Raw genomic sequence first — 13,437 nt, 5'->3', positions numbered from 1 at the left:
GGTACGACGAGTTCAGCAACCTGTCCGCGGACCTGCCGGTGCGAGCCGCCCCCGGCAGGTCCGCTGCCGCTTCCGGTGCCGCCCGTTCCCCTCGGCCCGAAGCCCCTACCGGGCCGAGAAGCGGTACACCGTCATCGAGCGGAACTCCTCCCCCGGGCGCAGGACGGTGGAGGGGTACTCGGGGTGGTTGGGCGAGTCCGGGAAGTGCTGGGTCTCCAGGGCGACGCCCGCGTACGTGCCGTACGGGCGGCCGGAGGGCCCGCGCAGCGTGCCGTCGAAGTGGTTGCCCGTGTACACCTGCAGGCCGGGTTCCGTCGTCAGGCACTCGACCCGCCGACCGCTGGCCGGGTGGCTCAGGACGGCGGCCGGTCGGAGCCCGTTCCCGTCCAGCACCCAGTTGTGGTCGAAGCCGGCGCCGGCCCGGCGGATCTGCTGGTCCCCGTCGACGACGCGGTCCCCGATCCGCCGCTCCTCGCGCAGGTCGAAGGGCGTGCCCAGGACGCGCGCGGCGGGCCCGATCGGGATCAGCTCGGCATCGACGGGGAGGTAGCCCCGGGCCTCGACGCGCAGCAGGTGGTCGAGCACCGTGCCGTTGCCCTCACCGGCCAGGTTGAAGTACGCGTGGTTGGTGAGGTTGACCACCGTCGGCGCGTCCGTGGTCGCCCGGTAGCCGATGCACAGCCGGCCGGCCGGGTCGAGCAGGTAGGTCGTCTCGACGGTGAGCGCTCCCGGGAAGCCCTGGTCGCCGTCCGGGCTGTGCAGGCGCAGCCGGACCCCCGCCCGCCGGCCGTCCCGGACCGGTACGCCGTCCCACAGCCGGGTGGCGAAGCCGTCCCTCCCGCCGTGCAGGGTGTGGCCGGTCGGCTGGGTGGTGAGCCGGTGAGTCGTGCCGTCGAGCGGCAGGACTCCGTGGGCGATCCGGTTGGCGTAGCGGCCGATCGTCGCACCGAAGTACGCGCCCTCTCCGAGCAGGTCACCGGCGCGCTCGCAGCCGAGCACGACGTTCGCCCGCCGCCCCTCCCGGTCCGGCACGTACAGCGCCTGGAGGCGGGCGCCCAGGCTGAGCACCTCCGCCCGCACGCCCGAGGGCGAAGCGATGGTCCAGCGGGTGACGGACCGCCCGTCCGGCAGGGTCGCGGCGACTCCCTGGGAGACCGTCAGCTCGCCCGGCGACACGAGTGCGTCCTTCGGCACGGGGTTGCTCCGTTCCTCGCGGGGCCGGGGGGAGAACGGGCGACGCCCGCCGCGAGGGCGGGCGTCGTCCGTCCGGGGCCGACGGCTCACAGGCCCTGGGCCAGGCGGTGGTAGGCCTGGTTCCAGCGCAGTTCCTTGGTGAACCGGCGCAGGGACGTCTCCTCGTCGATCAGCAGGAGTTCCACCCCCAGCATCTCCGCGAGGTCGTCGAGCTCCTCGGCGCCGACCGCGCGGGAGAGCACGGTGTGGTGCGGCCCGCCGGCCGTCAGCCAGGCCTCGGTGGAGGTGTGGAGGTCCGGGCGCGGCTCCCACACGGCCCGGGCGACCGGCAGGTGCGGCAGCGGCGCCGGCGGCGCCACCACGTCCACCTCGTTGGCGACCAGCCGGAACCGGTCGCCCAGATCGGCGAGGCCGACCACCACGGCCGGGCCGGGCTCGGCGTCGAAGACCAGGCGGACCGGGTCCTCCCGTCCGCCGATGGACAGCGGGTGGATCTCGCAGGAGGGGGTGTCGGCCGCGATGCTCGGGCAGACCTCGAGCATGTGCGCGCCGAGGATCAGCTCACGGCCGAACTCCAGGTGGTAGGTGTAGTCCTCCATGAAGGAGGTGCCGCCGGCCAGTCCGCCGGACGTCACCTTGAGGGTGCGCAGCAGAGTCGCCGTCTTCCAGTCGCCCTCGCCGCCGAAGCCGTAGCCGTCGGCCATCAGCCGCTGCACCGCGAGGCCGGGCAGCTGGCGCAGTCCGCCGAGGTCCTCGAAGTTGGTGGTGAAGGCCTTGAAGCCGCCCTGCTCCAGGAAGCCGCGCAGGCCGAGCTCGATGCGCGCCGCGTACCGCAGCGAGTCGTGGCGTTCGCCGCCGGCCCGCAGCTCGGGCACGAGACGGTAGGTGTCCTCGTACTCCTTGACCAGCGCGGTGACGTCGCCGTCGTCGGCCGCGTCCACCGCGGCGACCAGGTCGTTGACGCCGTAGGTGTTGACGGAGACCCCGAACCGGCGCTGGGCCTCGACCTTGTCTCCCTCGGTGACGGCGACGTCGCGCATGTTGTCACCGAAGCGGGCGAGTCTGAGGCCGCGCAGTTCGGCTCGGCCGGCCGCGGCGCGGGCCCAGGTGGCGACCCTGGCGGCCACGGTCGGGTCGCTGACGTGTCCGGCGACGGTCTTGCGGGCGACGCCGAGGCGGGACTGGATGTAGCCGAACTCGCGGTCGCCGTGGGCGGCCTGGTTCAGGTTCATGAAGTCCATGTCGATGGAGTCCCAGGGCAGTTCGATGTTGGCCTGGGTGTGCAGGTGGAGCAGCGGCTTCTGCAGGGCGTCGAGTCCGGCGATCCACATCTTGGCCGGGGAGAAGGTGTGCATCCAGGCGATCAGGCCGATGCAGTCGTCTGCGGAGTTGGCCTCCAGGCAGATCCGGCGGATGGCGCTCGCGTCGGTGAGGACGGGCTTCCAGACCACCTCGACGGGCATCGCCGGGTCGCCGTCCAGGGCTGCGGCGATCCGCTGGGACTGCTCGGCGACCTGGCGCAGCGTCTGCTCGCCGTAGAGCCCTTGGCTGCCGGTCAGGAACCAGACCTGGCGTCCGTCCAGTGGCTTCTTCACGGGGGGCTCCTTACCGGGCCTGGGGCTGGCCGTAGACGTTCTGGTAGCGGTGGTTGAGACTGTCGATGTCCGCCTGGGCGATCGGCAGGGGCTCGCCGAGCTGACGGGAGAGGTGGACGGTGCGCGCCACGTCCTCGCACATCACGGCGGCCTTGACGGCGGCCTCGGCGTCCTTGCCGATGGTGAAGACGCCGTGGTTCTGCATCAGGACGGCGGGCGAGCGGTGGCCCCGGAGGGTGTCCACGATGCCTCGGCCGATCGAGTCGTCGCCGATCAGGGCGAACGGACCGACCGGGATCTCCGCGCCGAACTCGTCGGCCATCGCGGTCAGTACGCAGGGCACGGCCTCGCCGCGGGCCGCCCAGGCGCAGGAGTAGGTGGAGTGGGTGTGGACCACCCCGCCGACCTCGGGCAGGTGGCGGTAGACGTAGGCGTGCGCGGCGGTGTCGGAGGACGGCGCGTGCTCTCCCTCGACCACTTTGCCGTCGAGGTCGCAGACGATCATGTTCGCGGGCGTCAGCTCGTCGTAGGGGACGCCGCTGGGCTTGATGACCAGCAGATCCTCGCCGGGGACGCGGGCGGAGACGTTGCCGGCCGTCCAGACCACCAGGTTGTAGCGGACCAGTTCCTGGTGGAGGTCGCTGACCTGGCGGCGGATGCGGTCGATGGTTGCGTTCACGGAGCCTCGCTCGGTGTGGTGAGGGCGGCGTTGCGGATGTCGCGCAGGCGGTGCAGAAGCTTGTCGGCGCCGAGGCCGAAGTGGTCGTGCAGGGCGCGGTACTCGGCGAAGAGCCGGTCGTACGTGTCGGCGGCTGCCCCGTCGGGTCGGTGGGCGCCCTGCCGTACCCGTCCCATGGCTGCTGACGCGGTCCGGACGTCCGGGTACGCTCCGGCGGCGACGGCCGCGTGGATCGCCGAGCCGAGCGCCGGGCCCTGCTCGGACTCGGCGACCGAGACCGGGCGGCGCAGCACGTCGGCGTAGATCTGCATCAGCAGGGCGTTCTTCTTGAGGCCGCCGGTGACGATGAACTCGGTGATCGGGACCCCGCCCTGCTCCAGGGCCTCGACGATGACGCGGGTGCCGAAGGCGGTGGCCTCCAGCAGGGCCCGGTAGATCTCCTCGGGCCGGGTGGCCAGGGTGAGGCCGACGATCACCCCGGACAGGTGGTGGTCGACCAGGGTGGAGCGGTTGCCGTTCATCCAGTCGAGCGCCACCAGGCCGTGGGCGCCGACGGGTTGGCCGGCGGCCTTGCGGGTGAGGAGCTGGTGGAGGTCCTCGCCGTTCGCCTCGGCCTCGGCCAGGTACTCGGCGGGCACCCCCTGGCGCAGCCACCAGGCGAAGATGTCGCCGACGGCGCTCTGTCCGGCCTCGTAGCCGTAGGAGCCGGTGACGATGCCGTTCTCGACCACGCCGCAGATGCCGGGGACGTCGGCGAGGGTGGCGCCGTTGACCACGTGGCAGGTGGAGGTACCCATGATGGCGAGGAGCCGGCCGTCGTCGACGGCCCGGGCGGCCGGCGCGGCCACGTGGGCGTCGACGTTGCCGGCGGCGACGGCGGTGCCGACGGGCAGGCCGGTCCACTCCGCCGCCTGCGCGGTGAGCACGCCGACCCGGGTGCCCAGCGGGGAGAGCGGGTGCTCCAGGCGGGTGCGGGCGAAGTCCGCGAACTCCGGGTGGAGCGCGGCGAGGTAGTCCTCGCTCGGGTAACTCCCGTCCTGGTGGATGCCCTTGTAGCCGGCGGTGCAGGTGTTGCGGCTCTCGGCGCCGGTGAGCTGCCAGACGATCCAGTCGGCGGCCTCGATCCAGCGCGCGCAGGCGGCGTAGACCGCCGGGTCCTCCTCCAGTACCTGCAGCGCCTTGGCGTACTGCCACTCGGCGGAGATCCTGCCGCCGTACCGGGAGATCCACTTCTCACCGCGGGCATGGGCCAGCGCGTTGATCCGGTCGGCCTGGGGCTGTGCCGCGTGGTGCTTCCAGAGCTTCGGCCAGGCGTGCGGCCGGGCCGACCAGGCGGCGGTCTCGGCCAGCGGGGTGCCGTCGGCGAGCACGGGCAGGACGGTGCAGGCGGTGAAGTCGGTGGCGATGCCGATGACCTGGGCGGGGTCGACGCCGGAGGCGGCGATCGCGGCCGGGACGGCGGTACGCAGCACCTCGCGCCAGTCCGCCGGGTGCTGGAGCGCCCAGTCGGGCGGGAGCAGCCGGCCGGTGCCGGGCAGCTCGCGCTCGATCACGGCGTGCGGGTAGTCGTGGACGGCGGTGCCCATCTCCTCGCCGTCCCGGACCCGGACCACCACTGCGCGGCCGGAGAGGGTGCCGAAGTCGACACCGATGACGTACCGGTCGGCGTCGTGGGCGGCAGGGGGCACGATCACTTCGTCATCCTTCGTACGGGAGGGCTGAGTTGGTCGCCCGTCACCTGGGCGTGCGTTCTGCCGAGACTTCGGTCTGTCGCCGGTGCGGTCTTCGACCGGGGCAGGGCGGACCGCACCGGCGACAGACTTCATTCCGCCACCCCACCCTCGGAGGCGGCGGAACGCGGACCCGTCGGCCGGGCACGTGGAAGCGGGATGCAGCGGCCCGGCCGGCGGAGTGGAGGGGGCGTTTGTTGTTAACGCTCACAGTGATTGTTAGCGCTCACAACCATGGTGTCAAGGAAAGTTTCACGAGGGCGGAACCATCGAAACCGGCTGATCCGCGCGCCGGCTGGCGCCTACCGGCTGAACGCCCCAGGGGCGGGGCCCACGCTGCGCCGCAGCACCATCTCCGGCAGGATCTCCACACGGGAACCGGAGAACGCCACTCCCTCCAACTCCCCGACGAGCATCTCCAGGGCCCGGCGGCCCAGTTCGGCGAAGTCCTGCCGCACGGTGGTCAGCGGCGGGGTGAAGTACGCGGCCTCCGGGATGTCGTCGAAGCCCACCACGCTGATGCCCTCGGGGACCGAGCGGCCGGCCTCGTGCAGAGCGCGCAACAGCCCGAGGGCCATGTGATCGTTCGCGCAGAAGACGGCGGTGACCTCGGGCAGTCGAGCGATCCGCAGACCCGCCTGATAACCCGAGCGGGCGCTCCAGTCACCGCGCTCCACCTCCGGCACGGGAGCTCCGGCCGCCTGCAGCGCGAGGCGCCACCCCTCCTCGCGGTCCCGGCTCTCCAGCCAGTTGGCCGGCCCCGCCACGTGGTGAACCGTGCGGTGCCCGAGGTCGAGCAGATGACCGGTGGCCTCCTCGGCGCCGGAGCGGTTGGCCACCGACACCATGGGCACCCGGTTCTGGTCGCCCGAGCCGACCGCGACGACCGGCACCGAACTGGAGAGCCGGGCCACCGCGCTGACCGAGGAGGTCTGCGGCGCGATCACCACCACGCCCTCCACCCCCTGGTCGCGCAGCCGGTCGACGGCCTCCTGGACCGAACGGCCGTCCAGCGACCGCAGGCTGGTCACGCTCACGAAGTACCCGGCACTGCGCGCGGCGCGCTCTATGCCGTCCAGCATCGAGGCGGGGCCGTAGAGGGTGGAGTCGAAGCTGACCACCCCGAGAGTCTGCGAGCGGCGGGTGACCAGCGCGCGGGCTGCCGAGTTGGGCCGGTAGTCCAGTTCCCTGATGGCGGCCAGCACCCGGTCCCGGGTGTCGGGCCGGACGTGCGGGGCGCCGTTGAGCACCCGGGAGACCGTCTGGTGGGACACTCCCGCCAGTTTCGCCACGTCCGCCATCACGGGCTGGCGCTGTTCAGTCCCGGCGCTGTCGGTTCCCACTCGCAGTCCCCTCCTCGGTTGTGGACCACAGTACGCGACCAGGTCCAGGCCAATCCGTCGCCCACGGTCCAACCGGCGGTTTCCCTTCCTACCAGCGCTTCGGGCCGCGGACATGTGCCAATACCGCCAAGTTAACGCGCACATGTTCTCCGTGGGGGAGATTGCCGGGTCGAACCGTCCCGCCGTCCCGCCGCCCGCGACTCGACGGCGCTGGGTGAGCGGTGCGGCACGCAGCGCGTCCCCCCGCGCCGAGCCGATCAGCTGTTCGGCATGCGCCGCCGAACCCGTGCCCGGTCCTGCTCGGGCAGCGCGTCGGCGACCAGGAGTAGCGGCAGCAGGGCCGGTTCGAGCGTCATCGCGCGGAAGACGACTTCGACGGTCACGTCGTGGTCGGGCCGGTGCACGATCTCGACGGGGTCGCCGGCCCGGATGGCCCCCGGCGCGATCACACGCAGATAGGCACCCGGCACCGCGGCCTCGGTGAAGCGCGTGACCCAGCCCTCCCGCTCCAGCCACCCCTGGAACGTCGAGCACGGGATCCGCGGGCACGACACCTCCAGGACCGCGTCCGGTCCGATGCGCCAACGTTCGCCGATCCGAGCACCGTTGACGTCGAGACCGACGGTCGTGAGGTTCTCCCCGAAGACGCCGTTGGAGAGCACCCTGCCCAGCTCGGCCTCCCAACCATCGAGATCCTCGCGGGCATAGGCGTAGACGGCCTGATCGGCGCCGCCGTGGTTCTTCACGTCGTAGGCGCGGTCACCCGCGAGACCGACCGCACCGGTGCCCTTCGGACCGGGGTCGGCGACCGCGACCGGGCCGTCCACGGGCCGCTTGTCGATGCCCGTTGCGCCGAGCCCCTTCCACGGATTGGGCCGGGGCCTGCCCACGTTGACGGAGAGCAGCTTCATGCCCCCGACGGTACGGGCCCCTGCGCGCCCGGGCGATCCATTTCCCTGCCACGTCTCGACGTCCATCCTCCGGTTCGCCCCCGCCACGGCAGGCGCGGTCGTTTCGCCGCACACGGCCGGCCCCCTGGCCGCCGCGCCCCGGCCCCTCCGGTGACTCGGGCGCCGGCCCCGGCCCGACTCCGTCGGCGGTGCGGAGCCGGGACCGGGGCCCGGGGCGGCCAGGGGCGGCCGGAACGGCAGCTACCCGAGTGCCCACCTCTGGTTGTCCCCGCCCCAGCAGCTCCACAGCTGGACCGGCGTCGCATCGGCGGTGAGCGCCCCGGCGACGTCCAGGCACCGGCCGGACTGGACGCCGGTGACGCTCCCGTCGGAGTTGAACCGCCATTGCTGGTTGGCACCGCCGTTGCAGGGCCAGGTCACCACCTTCGTCCCGTCGGCCGTCGCGGCGCCGTAGGCGTCCAGGCACAGGGTGGTGCCGGCGACGTTCACGGTGAGCCGGCCGTCGGCGGTGCGGGTCCAGGTCTGGTTCGCCGCTCCGGAGCAGCCGTAGATCTGCGCCTGCGTCCCCGGTGCGGTGGAGGCGTTCGGAACGTCCAGGCACTTGCCCGAACCGGCGCCGCGCAGGGCCCCCGTGGCAGCCGCCGGGGCACTGGCGTAGCCGGCCGAGACGATGTTGGCCTGGACGGCGTTCTCGGTGGCCTCCGACGGGTAGCCGGAGGTCATCACGCCCTCGTAGAAGGTGCCGCTGGCGCTCTTGCTGTTGTCGCCCCCGATGCCGAGGATGATCGCCCCCTCCTTGTGCATCGGGTTGTAGCCGGACGCGTTCGGGCGCGGACCGGAGTAGAAGGTCGACAGCCCGCCGGACTGGGCGTCGCCCGCGCGGATCGCCCACTGGTTCGGGGCGCCCTTGACCATGGCCGTCAGGTAGCGGTGGCTCACCGTCGGGTCGTTGGCGTTGTAGCGCGTGTCGACGCCGGAGAACAGGCCGTTCTCCAGGTCGGCCATCACCCAGGGGCCGGGCCCGCTGCCGTAGCCCCAGACCTTGATGTTGCCGAAGTAGACGGCCTCCATGTGACCGTTGCCGGTGTCGTTGCTGCTGGTCTCGGCGTTGCCGTAGTCGAAGCAGCAGCCGCCGTTGTAGTGGGTGCCGTCGAGGATCGCGTACATCCCCTCGGGCTGGTCGCCGGTGGCGACGCCGGAGGTGTGGTTGTTGCGGTAGCCGGTGCCCGGCGCGACGTACACGCCGTAGGCGCGGTGGCCGTTCAGCGTGGTGGGCGCGAGGGTCGCGTCCGCGAGGTTGTCCGGGCCGGGTGCGGCCCCACCGCCGGGGGCCTGGGTGAGGTGGTTCTTCCGGCCGCTCTGGTCGTAGATCACGGTGATCACGCAGTGGGTGCCGGCGCAGAAGGCGTCCTGGGCGGCGGCGTCGGCGTAGCCGCCCGTGCTCAGGACGCCGATGTCCCGCAGCGCCTGGTCCGAGGCGCGGCGGACCTGGTACAGCGGCCCGCCGTACCCGCCGTAGAGCGCACGGGTGGTGCTGTGCGCGGCCACGCAGGGCGTGCCGCCGGCGGCGTAGAGGTCGCACGGCCCCTGGGTGGCCGCCTGGGCCACCCCGCTGGTCGCGGTGGCGCCCGCCAGGGCGCCGACGAGGACGGCGAGGGCCGCCCCGGCCCGGGCGAGGCGGCGCAGTGCGCCCCGTCCACGGGTGGTGCTGTGGGTGTCACTCATGGTGTCTCCCTGCTCATCCGGTGTCTCCCGGCTCGTGGTTGAGCGCGGCCAAGGGAAAGTGAGCGTTAACAATCCAGCCCGCGGCAGCACACTTCGGCCCGGGCGGGAGGTTGGAGGGTTCCTGGACCGGTGACAGTGCCCGCACCGACCGTGTCCCGTCAAGGGTTCCGACACGTCCGCAGCGAGGAACCTCCCACCATCCGTGACTGACCGTCAGTACGCCACAGGTCCATGACTGCAAGGTGGTTGACGCTGGCGGATGTGAGCGCTCACACTCCACAGCGGCACACCCGAGCATTCGCGCCGGTTCACCGCGCCTTTCACCAGCTCCCCACCCACCGGCAGCGACCGAGAGGAACCACCCCATGCGCGCACCCCTCCCCCGTCCCACCAGAGCCGCCCGCATCGCGTCCGCCGCGATCGTCACCCTGGCCCTGACCCTGGCCGTCGGCTGCAGCAAGCAGGGAGCCGGCGACCCGGGCCCCTCCACCGGCGGTTCGCCGGCCGCCGCGCCCGCGATCCAGGGCGACATCACGTTCAACGACGACAACCTGACCCGCCTGGACGCCGCGCTCAAGTCGGCGCTCCAGGGCAAGGACCTCTCCCAGCTGGACCTGGCCATGGTGGTCAACGTCGCCGTGGACTACTGGAACGCCGGCAAGGCCGGCTTCGACAAGGGCCTTGCCGACCTCGGCGTCAAGGGCACCTTCCAGGCCCCGGCGAACGGCCGGCTGGACCAGCAGCTGTCCATCCTCCAGACCCTGCGCGGCCAGTCCATCTCCGCCTTCTCGCTCTCCGCGATCGACCCGACGGCCGTCAAGTCACCGATCCAGTCCGCGTCCTCGGCCGGGATCCCGGTGCTGGCCATCGACTCGCCGCTGCCCGCCGAGGACGGTGCCGCGCTCTACCTCGGCACGCCCAACTACCAGGCCGGCAAGCGGGCCGGCGAGGCGATGAAGGCCGCGCTGGGCGGCCGGGGCAAGGTCGTGGTGCTGGTCGGCTCACTGACCGCGTCCAACGCCGTCGAGCGCATCCAGGGCTTCGAGGACGCGCTGAAGGGCACCGACATCAAGGTGTCCAACAAGCTCGCCGACAACATGGACGCGGCCAAGGCCCTCACCAACGCGCAGACCGCCATCCAGACCGACCCGGGCGTGACCGGCCTGTACGGCGTCTACTCCTACGACGGCCCCTCCGCCGCACAGGCCGTGCAGGCCGCGGGCCGGGCCGGCAAGGTCAAGGTGATCTCCGACGACAGCGACGCCCAGACCCTGACGTTCATCCAGCAGGGCGTCATCCAGGCGACCGTCGTCCAGTCGCCCTACCAGCAGGGCTACACCGGCGCCTACCTGCTGGCCGCGCTCAAGGTGTTGGGCAGGGACGCCACGATGGCCGTCGTCAAGCCGCTCCTGGAGTCCGACGGCAGCACCCTCAGCTCCGGGGTCGGCGTGGTCACCCCGGACAACCTGGGCGCCTTCCGCGCCAAGCAGACCCAGCTCGGCATCACCGGATGACCGGGACGGCCGCCCGCACCGCCGACCGGCCGGCCGCGGCCCTGCGCGCGGTGCGCAAGAGCTACGGGCCGGTCACCGTGCTGGACATTCCCGAACTCGAGCTGGCGCGCGGTCGGATCACCTGCCTGGTGGGCGAGAACGGCGCCGGGAAGTCGACCCTGATGGGGGTGCTGGCCGGCACCGTCTCCCCCACCTCCGGCGAGGTCCTGATCGCCGACCGCCCGCTCCAGCCCGGTCGGCCCGACCATGCGAAGGCGCTCGGCGTCAGCCTGGTGGCGCAGGAGTTCCCACTCGTCGGCCGGCTGAGCGTGGCCGAGAACCTGCTGCTCGGCCGGCGCACCCGGGCCGCCCAGGGCGCCGGTGCGCTGCGCCGCGCCCTCTTCGACCGGGCCGGCACCCACCGGGAGGCCCGCGAACTGCTGGCCGACGTCGGCGTCGAGGGCGTGGACGTCGACCTGCCGGTCGAGCGACTGCCCGTCCCGCTGCGGCAGATGATCGAGATCGCCAAGGCCTGGGGCAACCGGCCGCTGGTGCTGATCCTGGACGAGCCGACCTCCTCGCTCGGCCCGGTCGAGGCCGGCAAGGTCCTCGCCCTCGCCCGGCGGCACGCCGCGGACGGCGGCGCGGTGCTGTTCATCGGCCACCGGCTGGACGAGGTGCGGGAGGTCGCCGACCGCGTACTGGTGCTGCGCGGCGGCCGGCCGGTCGCGGACCTCACCCCGGCCGAGGCCACCGAGGAACGGATGATCCGTGAGATGGTCGGCGGCGAACTCGCCCGCGACCTCGCCGCATCCCGTGCCCCCGCGCCGGCCCGTACGGTCCTGACCGCCCGGGGACTGACCGCCGACGGGCTCGGCCCGGTCGATCTGGAGCTGCGGGCCGGCGAGATCGTCGGGGTGGCCGGTCTGATGGGCGCGGGCCGCAGCCGGCTGCTGCACACCCTGATGGGCGCGCAGCCCCGCACCGGCGGCGAGGTCGAGCTGGGCGGTCGGCCGTTCCGACCGCGCCATCCCGCCGACGCGGTCGCCGCGGGCATCGGCCTGGTGCCGGAGGACCGCAAGGAACAGTCCCTGCTGCTCTCCCACTCCGTGCGCTGGAACGCGACCCTGGCCACCCTCCGGCGCGACTCCTGGCACGGCGTGATCACCCCCGGCGGCGACCGTGCGCGCTCCCGCCGGATCATCGGCGACCTGGGGGTGCGGCTGCACAGCCAGGAGCAGCCGATCGGCGACCTGTCCGGCGGCAACCAGCAGAAGGTGGTGTTCGGACGGTGGCTGCACGCAGCCCCCGAGGTGTTGCTGCTCGACGAACCCACGCGTGGCGTCGACGTCGGTGCCAAGGCCGAGATCTACCGGCTCGTCGACCGGGCCGCGGCGGACGGTCTGGCCGTCCTGGCCGCCTCCTCCGAGTTGGAGGAACTGCTGTGGGTCTGCCACCGGATCCTCGTCATGGCCCACGGGCGGGTCGTCGCCGACCTGCCACGCGAACTCTTCAGCAAGGAACGGATCATGACAGCGGCCACCAGCCGGCCGGAGCCGGCGGCGAGCACGGAGGCGACCGTATGACCACCCGGACCGCACCCGCCCCGGAGAAGGCCGGGGCACCGAGCCGGAGCCGACTGCGCACGCTGGTCGACACACCCGAGGTGGGCGTGGTCCTGGCCTGCTTCGTCGTCTTCGCGACGCTCGCACTGGCCCGGGACACCTTCGCGAGCGCGGTCAACCTCCAGGGCATGGGCGCCGATCTGGCGCAGTACGGGCTGATCGCGATCGGCGAGTCGCTGGTCATCCTGACCGGCGGCATCGACCTGTCGGTGGGGGCCCTGCTGGGCACCAGCGTGATCCTGATGTCCTGGTTCAACGTGCGGGCCGGACTGCCCGTCGGCCTCGCGGTGCCGGCCACACTGGCGGTCGCGGGACTGGTCGGCCTGGTCCACGGACTGGCCGTCACCCGTCTGCGGATGCCACCGTTCGTCGTCACCCTGGTCACCTACACCGTGGCGCAGGGCGTGACCCTGGCGATCACCTCCGGCACCTCGATCATCGGCATCTCGCCGTTCTTCGGCGACATCGGCCAGAGTTACCTCGCCCAGGTCCCGGTGCCGCTGGTGCTGTTCGCCGTGGTGGCCTTCGCCGCGTGGTTCTTCCTGGAACGCACCTACGCCGGGCGGCAGGTCTACGCGGTCGGCGGGAATCCCGAGGCGGCCCGGCTGGCCGGCATCCGCGGCGACCGGCGGGTGGTGTCCATGTACGTGACCTCCTCGCTGATGTCCGCCTTCGCCGGCATGCTCGTGCTGGGCCGGATGGGAGTCGGCTCCGCCAGCGGGGTCGGCGTCGGCTGGGAACTCACGGCGATCGCGGCCGCGGTCATCGGCGGGGTCAGCCTGACCGGGGGGCAGGGCCGCGTCCTGGGGATCGTGGCCGGCGCCGTCCTGCTGGAGCTGATCAACAACGGACTGACCACCCTTCAGGTCAACTCCGACTACACCAACATCGTGCTCGGTTGCGTCCTGGGTTTGGCCATCACGGCCGACCGGCTGCGCGCCCGGCACGTGGCGCGGAGGTCCTGAACCCGCCTCCCCGTCACGGCAGCCGAACTCGCTGGCGAGGCTCCCGCCGTGGTCCGGCGGGGCCCTCGCCGTGGTCCGGCGTGGCCCTCGCCGTGCCCGCGTGCCGCCGGGGGCAGCCGAGCCGTCCCGGCGCCGCGACCCAACGGTGATCTAACGCCCCTTGACGGCGCGGTTGTT

General features: G+C 72.7%; 10 protein-coding genes. 3 read left to right on the top strand and 7 right to left on the bottom strand.

The window, feature by feature from the left end:
- Positions 1-105: 105 nt before the first annotated feature.
- The 7 genes from HS99_RS02935 to HS99_RS02905 all read right to left on the bottom strand — a co-directional run bounded on the left by HS99_RS02935 (position 106) and on the right by HS99_RS02905 (position 9,177).
- Positions 106-1,194: an aldose epimerase family protein gene (locus tag HS99_RS02935; RefSeq protein ID WP_232790706.1), complete on the bottom strand. Its 1,089-nt coding sequence runs from the start codon at positions 1,192-1,194 to the stop codon at positions 106-108.
- 86 nt (positions 1,195-1,280) lie between these two features.
- On the bottom strand, positions 1,281-2,789 hold the full coding sequence (araA, locus tag HS99_RS02930) for an L-arabinose isomerase (protein WP_030279255.1): 1,509 nt from the start codon (positions 2,787-2,789) through the stop codon (positions 1,281-1,283).
- A gap of 10 nt (positions 2,790-2,799) precedes the next feature.
- Entirely contained in the window at positions 2,800-3,468 is a 669-nt protein-coding gene (locus HS99_RS02925) for an L-ribulose-5-phosphate 4-epimerase (protein WP_030279252.1), read from the bottom strand.
- Positions 3,465-5,294 (bottom strand): ribulokinase, encoded by a 1,830-nt coding sequence (locus tag HS99_RS02920; protein WP_078938856.1) that lies wholly within the window; start codon positions 5,292-5,294, stop codon positions 3,465-3,467. Before HS99_RS02920 ends, HS99_RS02925 begins: the two co-directional genes overlap by 4 nt.
- Positions 5,295-5,500: 206 nt before the next feature.
- Positions 5,501-6,499: a LacI family DNA-binding transcriptional regulator gene (locus tag HS99_RS02915; protein WP_046386489.1), complete on the bottom strand. Its 999-nt coding sequence runs from the start codon at positions 6,497-6,499 to the stop codon at positions 5,501-5,503.
- Positions 6,500-6,798: 299 nt separating this feature from the next.
- Positions 6,799-7,452 carry an MOSC domain-containing protein gene (locus HS99_RS02910; RefSeq protein ID WP_030279242.1) on the bottom strand — a complete coding sequence of 218 codons (654 nt, stop codon included), beginning with the start codon at positions 7,450-7,452 and terminating at the stop codon, positions 6,799-6,801.
- Between the two features lie 240 nt (positions 7,453-7,692).
- The gene (locus tag HS99_RS02905; RefSeq protein WP_078938855.1) at positions 7,693-9,177 is read right to left on the bottom strand and encodes an arabinofuranosidase catalytic domain-containing protein; all 1,485 of its coding nucleotides are present in this window, start codon (positions 9,175-9,177) and stop codon (positions 7,693-7,695) included.
- Positions 9,178-9,542: 365 nt separating this feature from the next.
- On the opposite strand from HS99_RS02905, the gene HS99_RS02900 reads away from it, so the two are divergent.
- The 3 genes from HS99_RS02900 to HS99_RS02890 are packed head-to-tail and all read left to right on the top strand — an operon-like array spanning position 9,543 to position 13,260.
- Positions 9,543-10,691 carry a substrate-binding domain-containing protein gene (locus HS99_RS02900; protein WP_030550347.1) on the top strand — a complete coding sequence of 383 codons (1,149 nt, stop codon included), beginning with the start codon at positions 9,543-9,545 and terminating at the stop codon, positions 10,689-10,691.
- Positions 10,688-12,256: a sugar ABC transporter ATP-binding protein gene (locus tag HS99_RS02895; protein ID WP_046387278.1), complete on the top strand. Its 1,569-nt coding sequence runs from the start codon at positions 10,688-10,690 to the stop codon at positions 12,254-12,256. The genes HS99_RS02900 and HS99_RS02895 overlap by 4 nt, the downstream gene beginning before the upstream one ends.
- A complete protein-coding gene (locus HS99_RS02890; protein WP_030279234.1) occupies positions 12,253-13,260 on the top strand; it encodes an ABC transporter permease in 1,008 nt (335 codons plus the stop codon). The genes HS99_RS02895 and HS99_RS02890 overlap by 4 nt, the downstream gene beginning before the upstream one ends.
- Positions 13,261-13,437: the final 177 nt, after the last annotated feature.

It is taken from the genome of Kitasatospora aureofaciens, assembly GCF_001188955.3.
In the GTDB taxonomy this organism is placed as follows: domain Bacteria; phylum Actinomycetota; class Actinomycetes; order Streptomycetales; family Streptomycetaceae; genus Kitasatospora; species Kitasatospora aureofaciens.
This window is presented reverse-complemented; position numbering and strand designations above follow the sequence as displayed.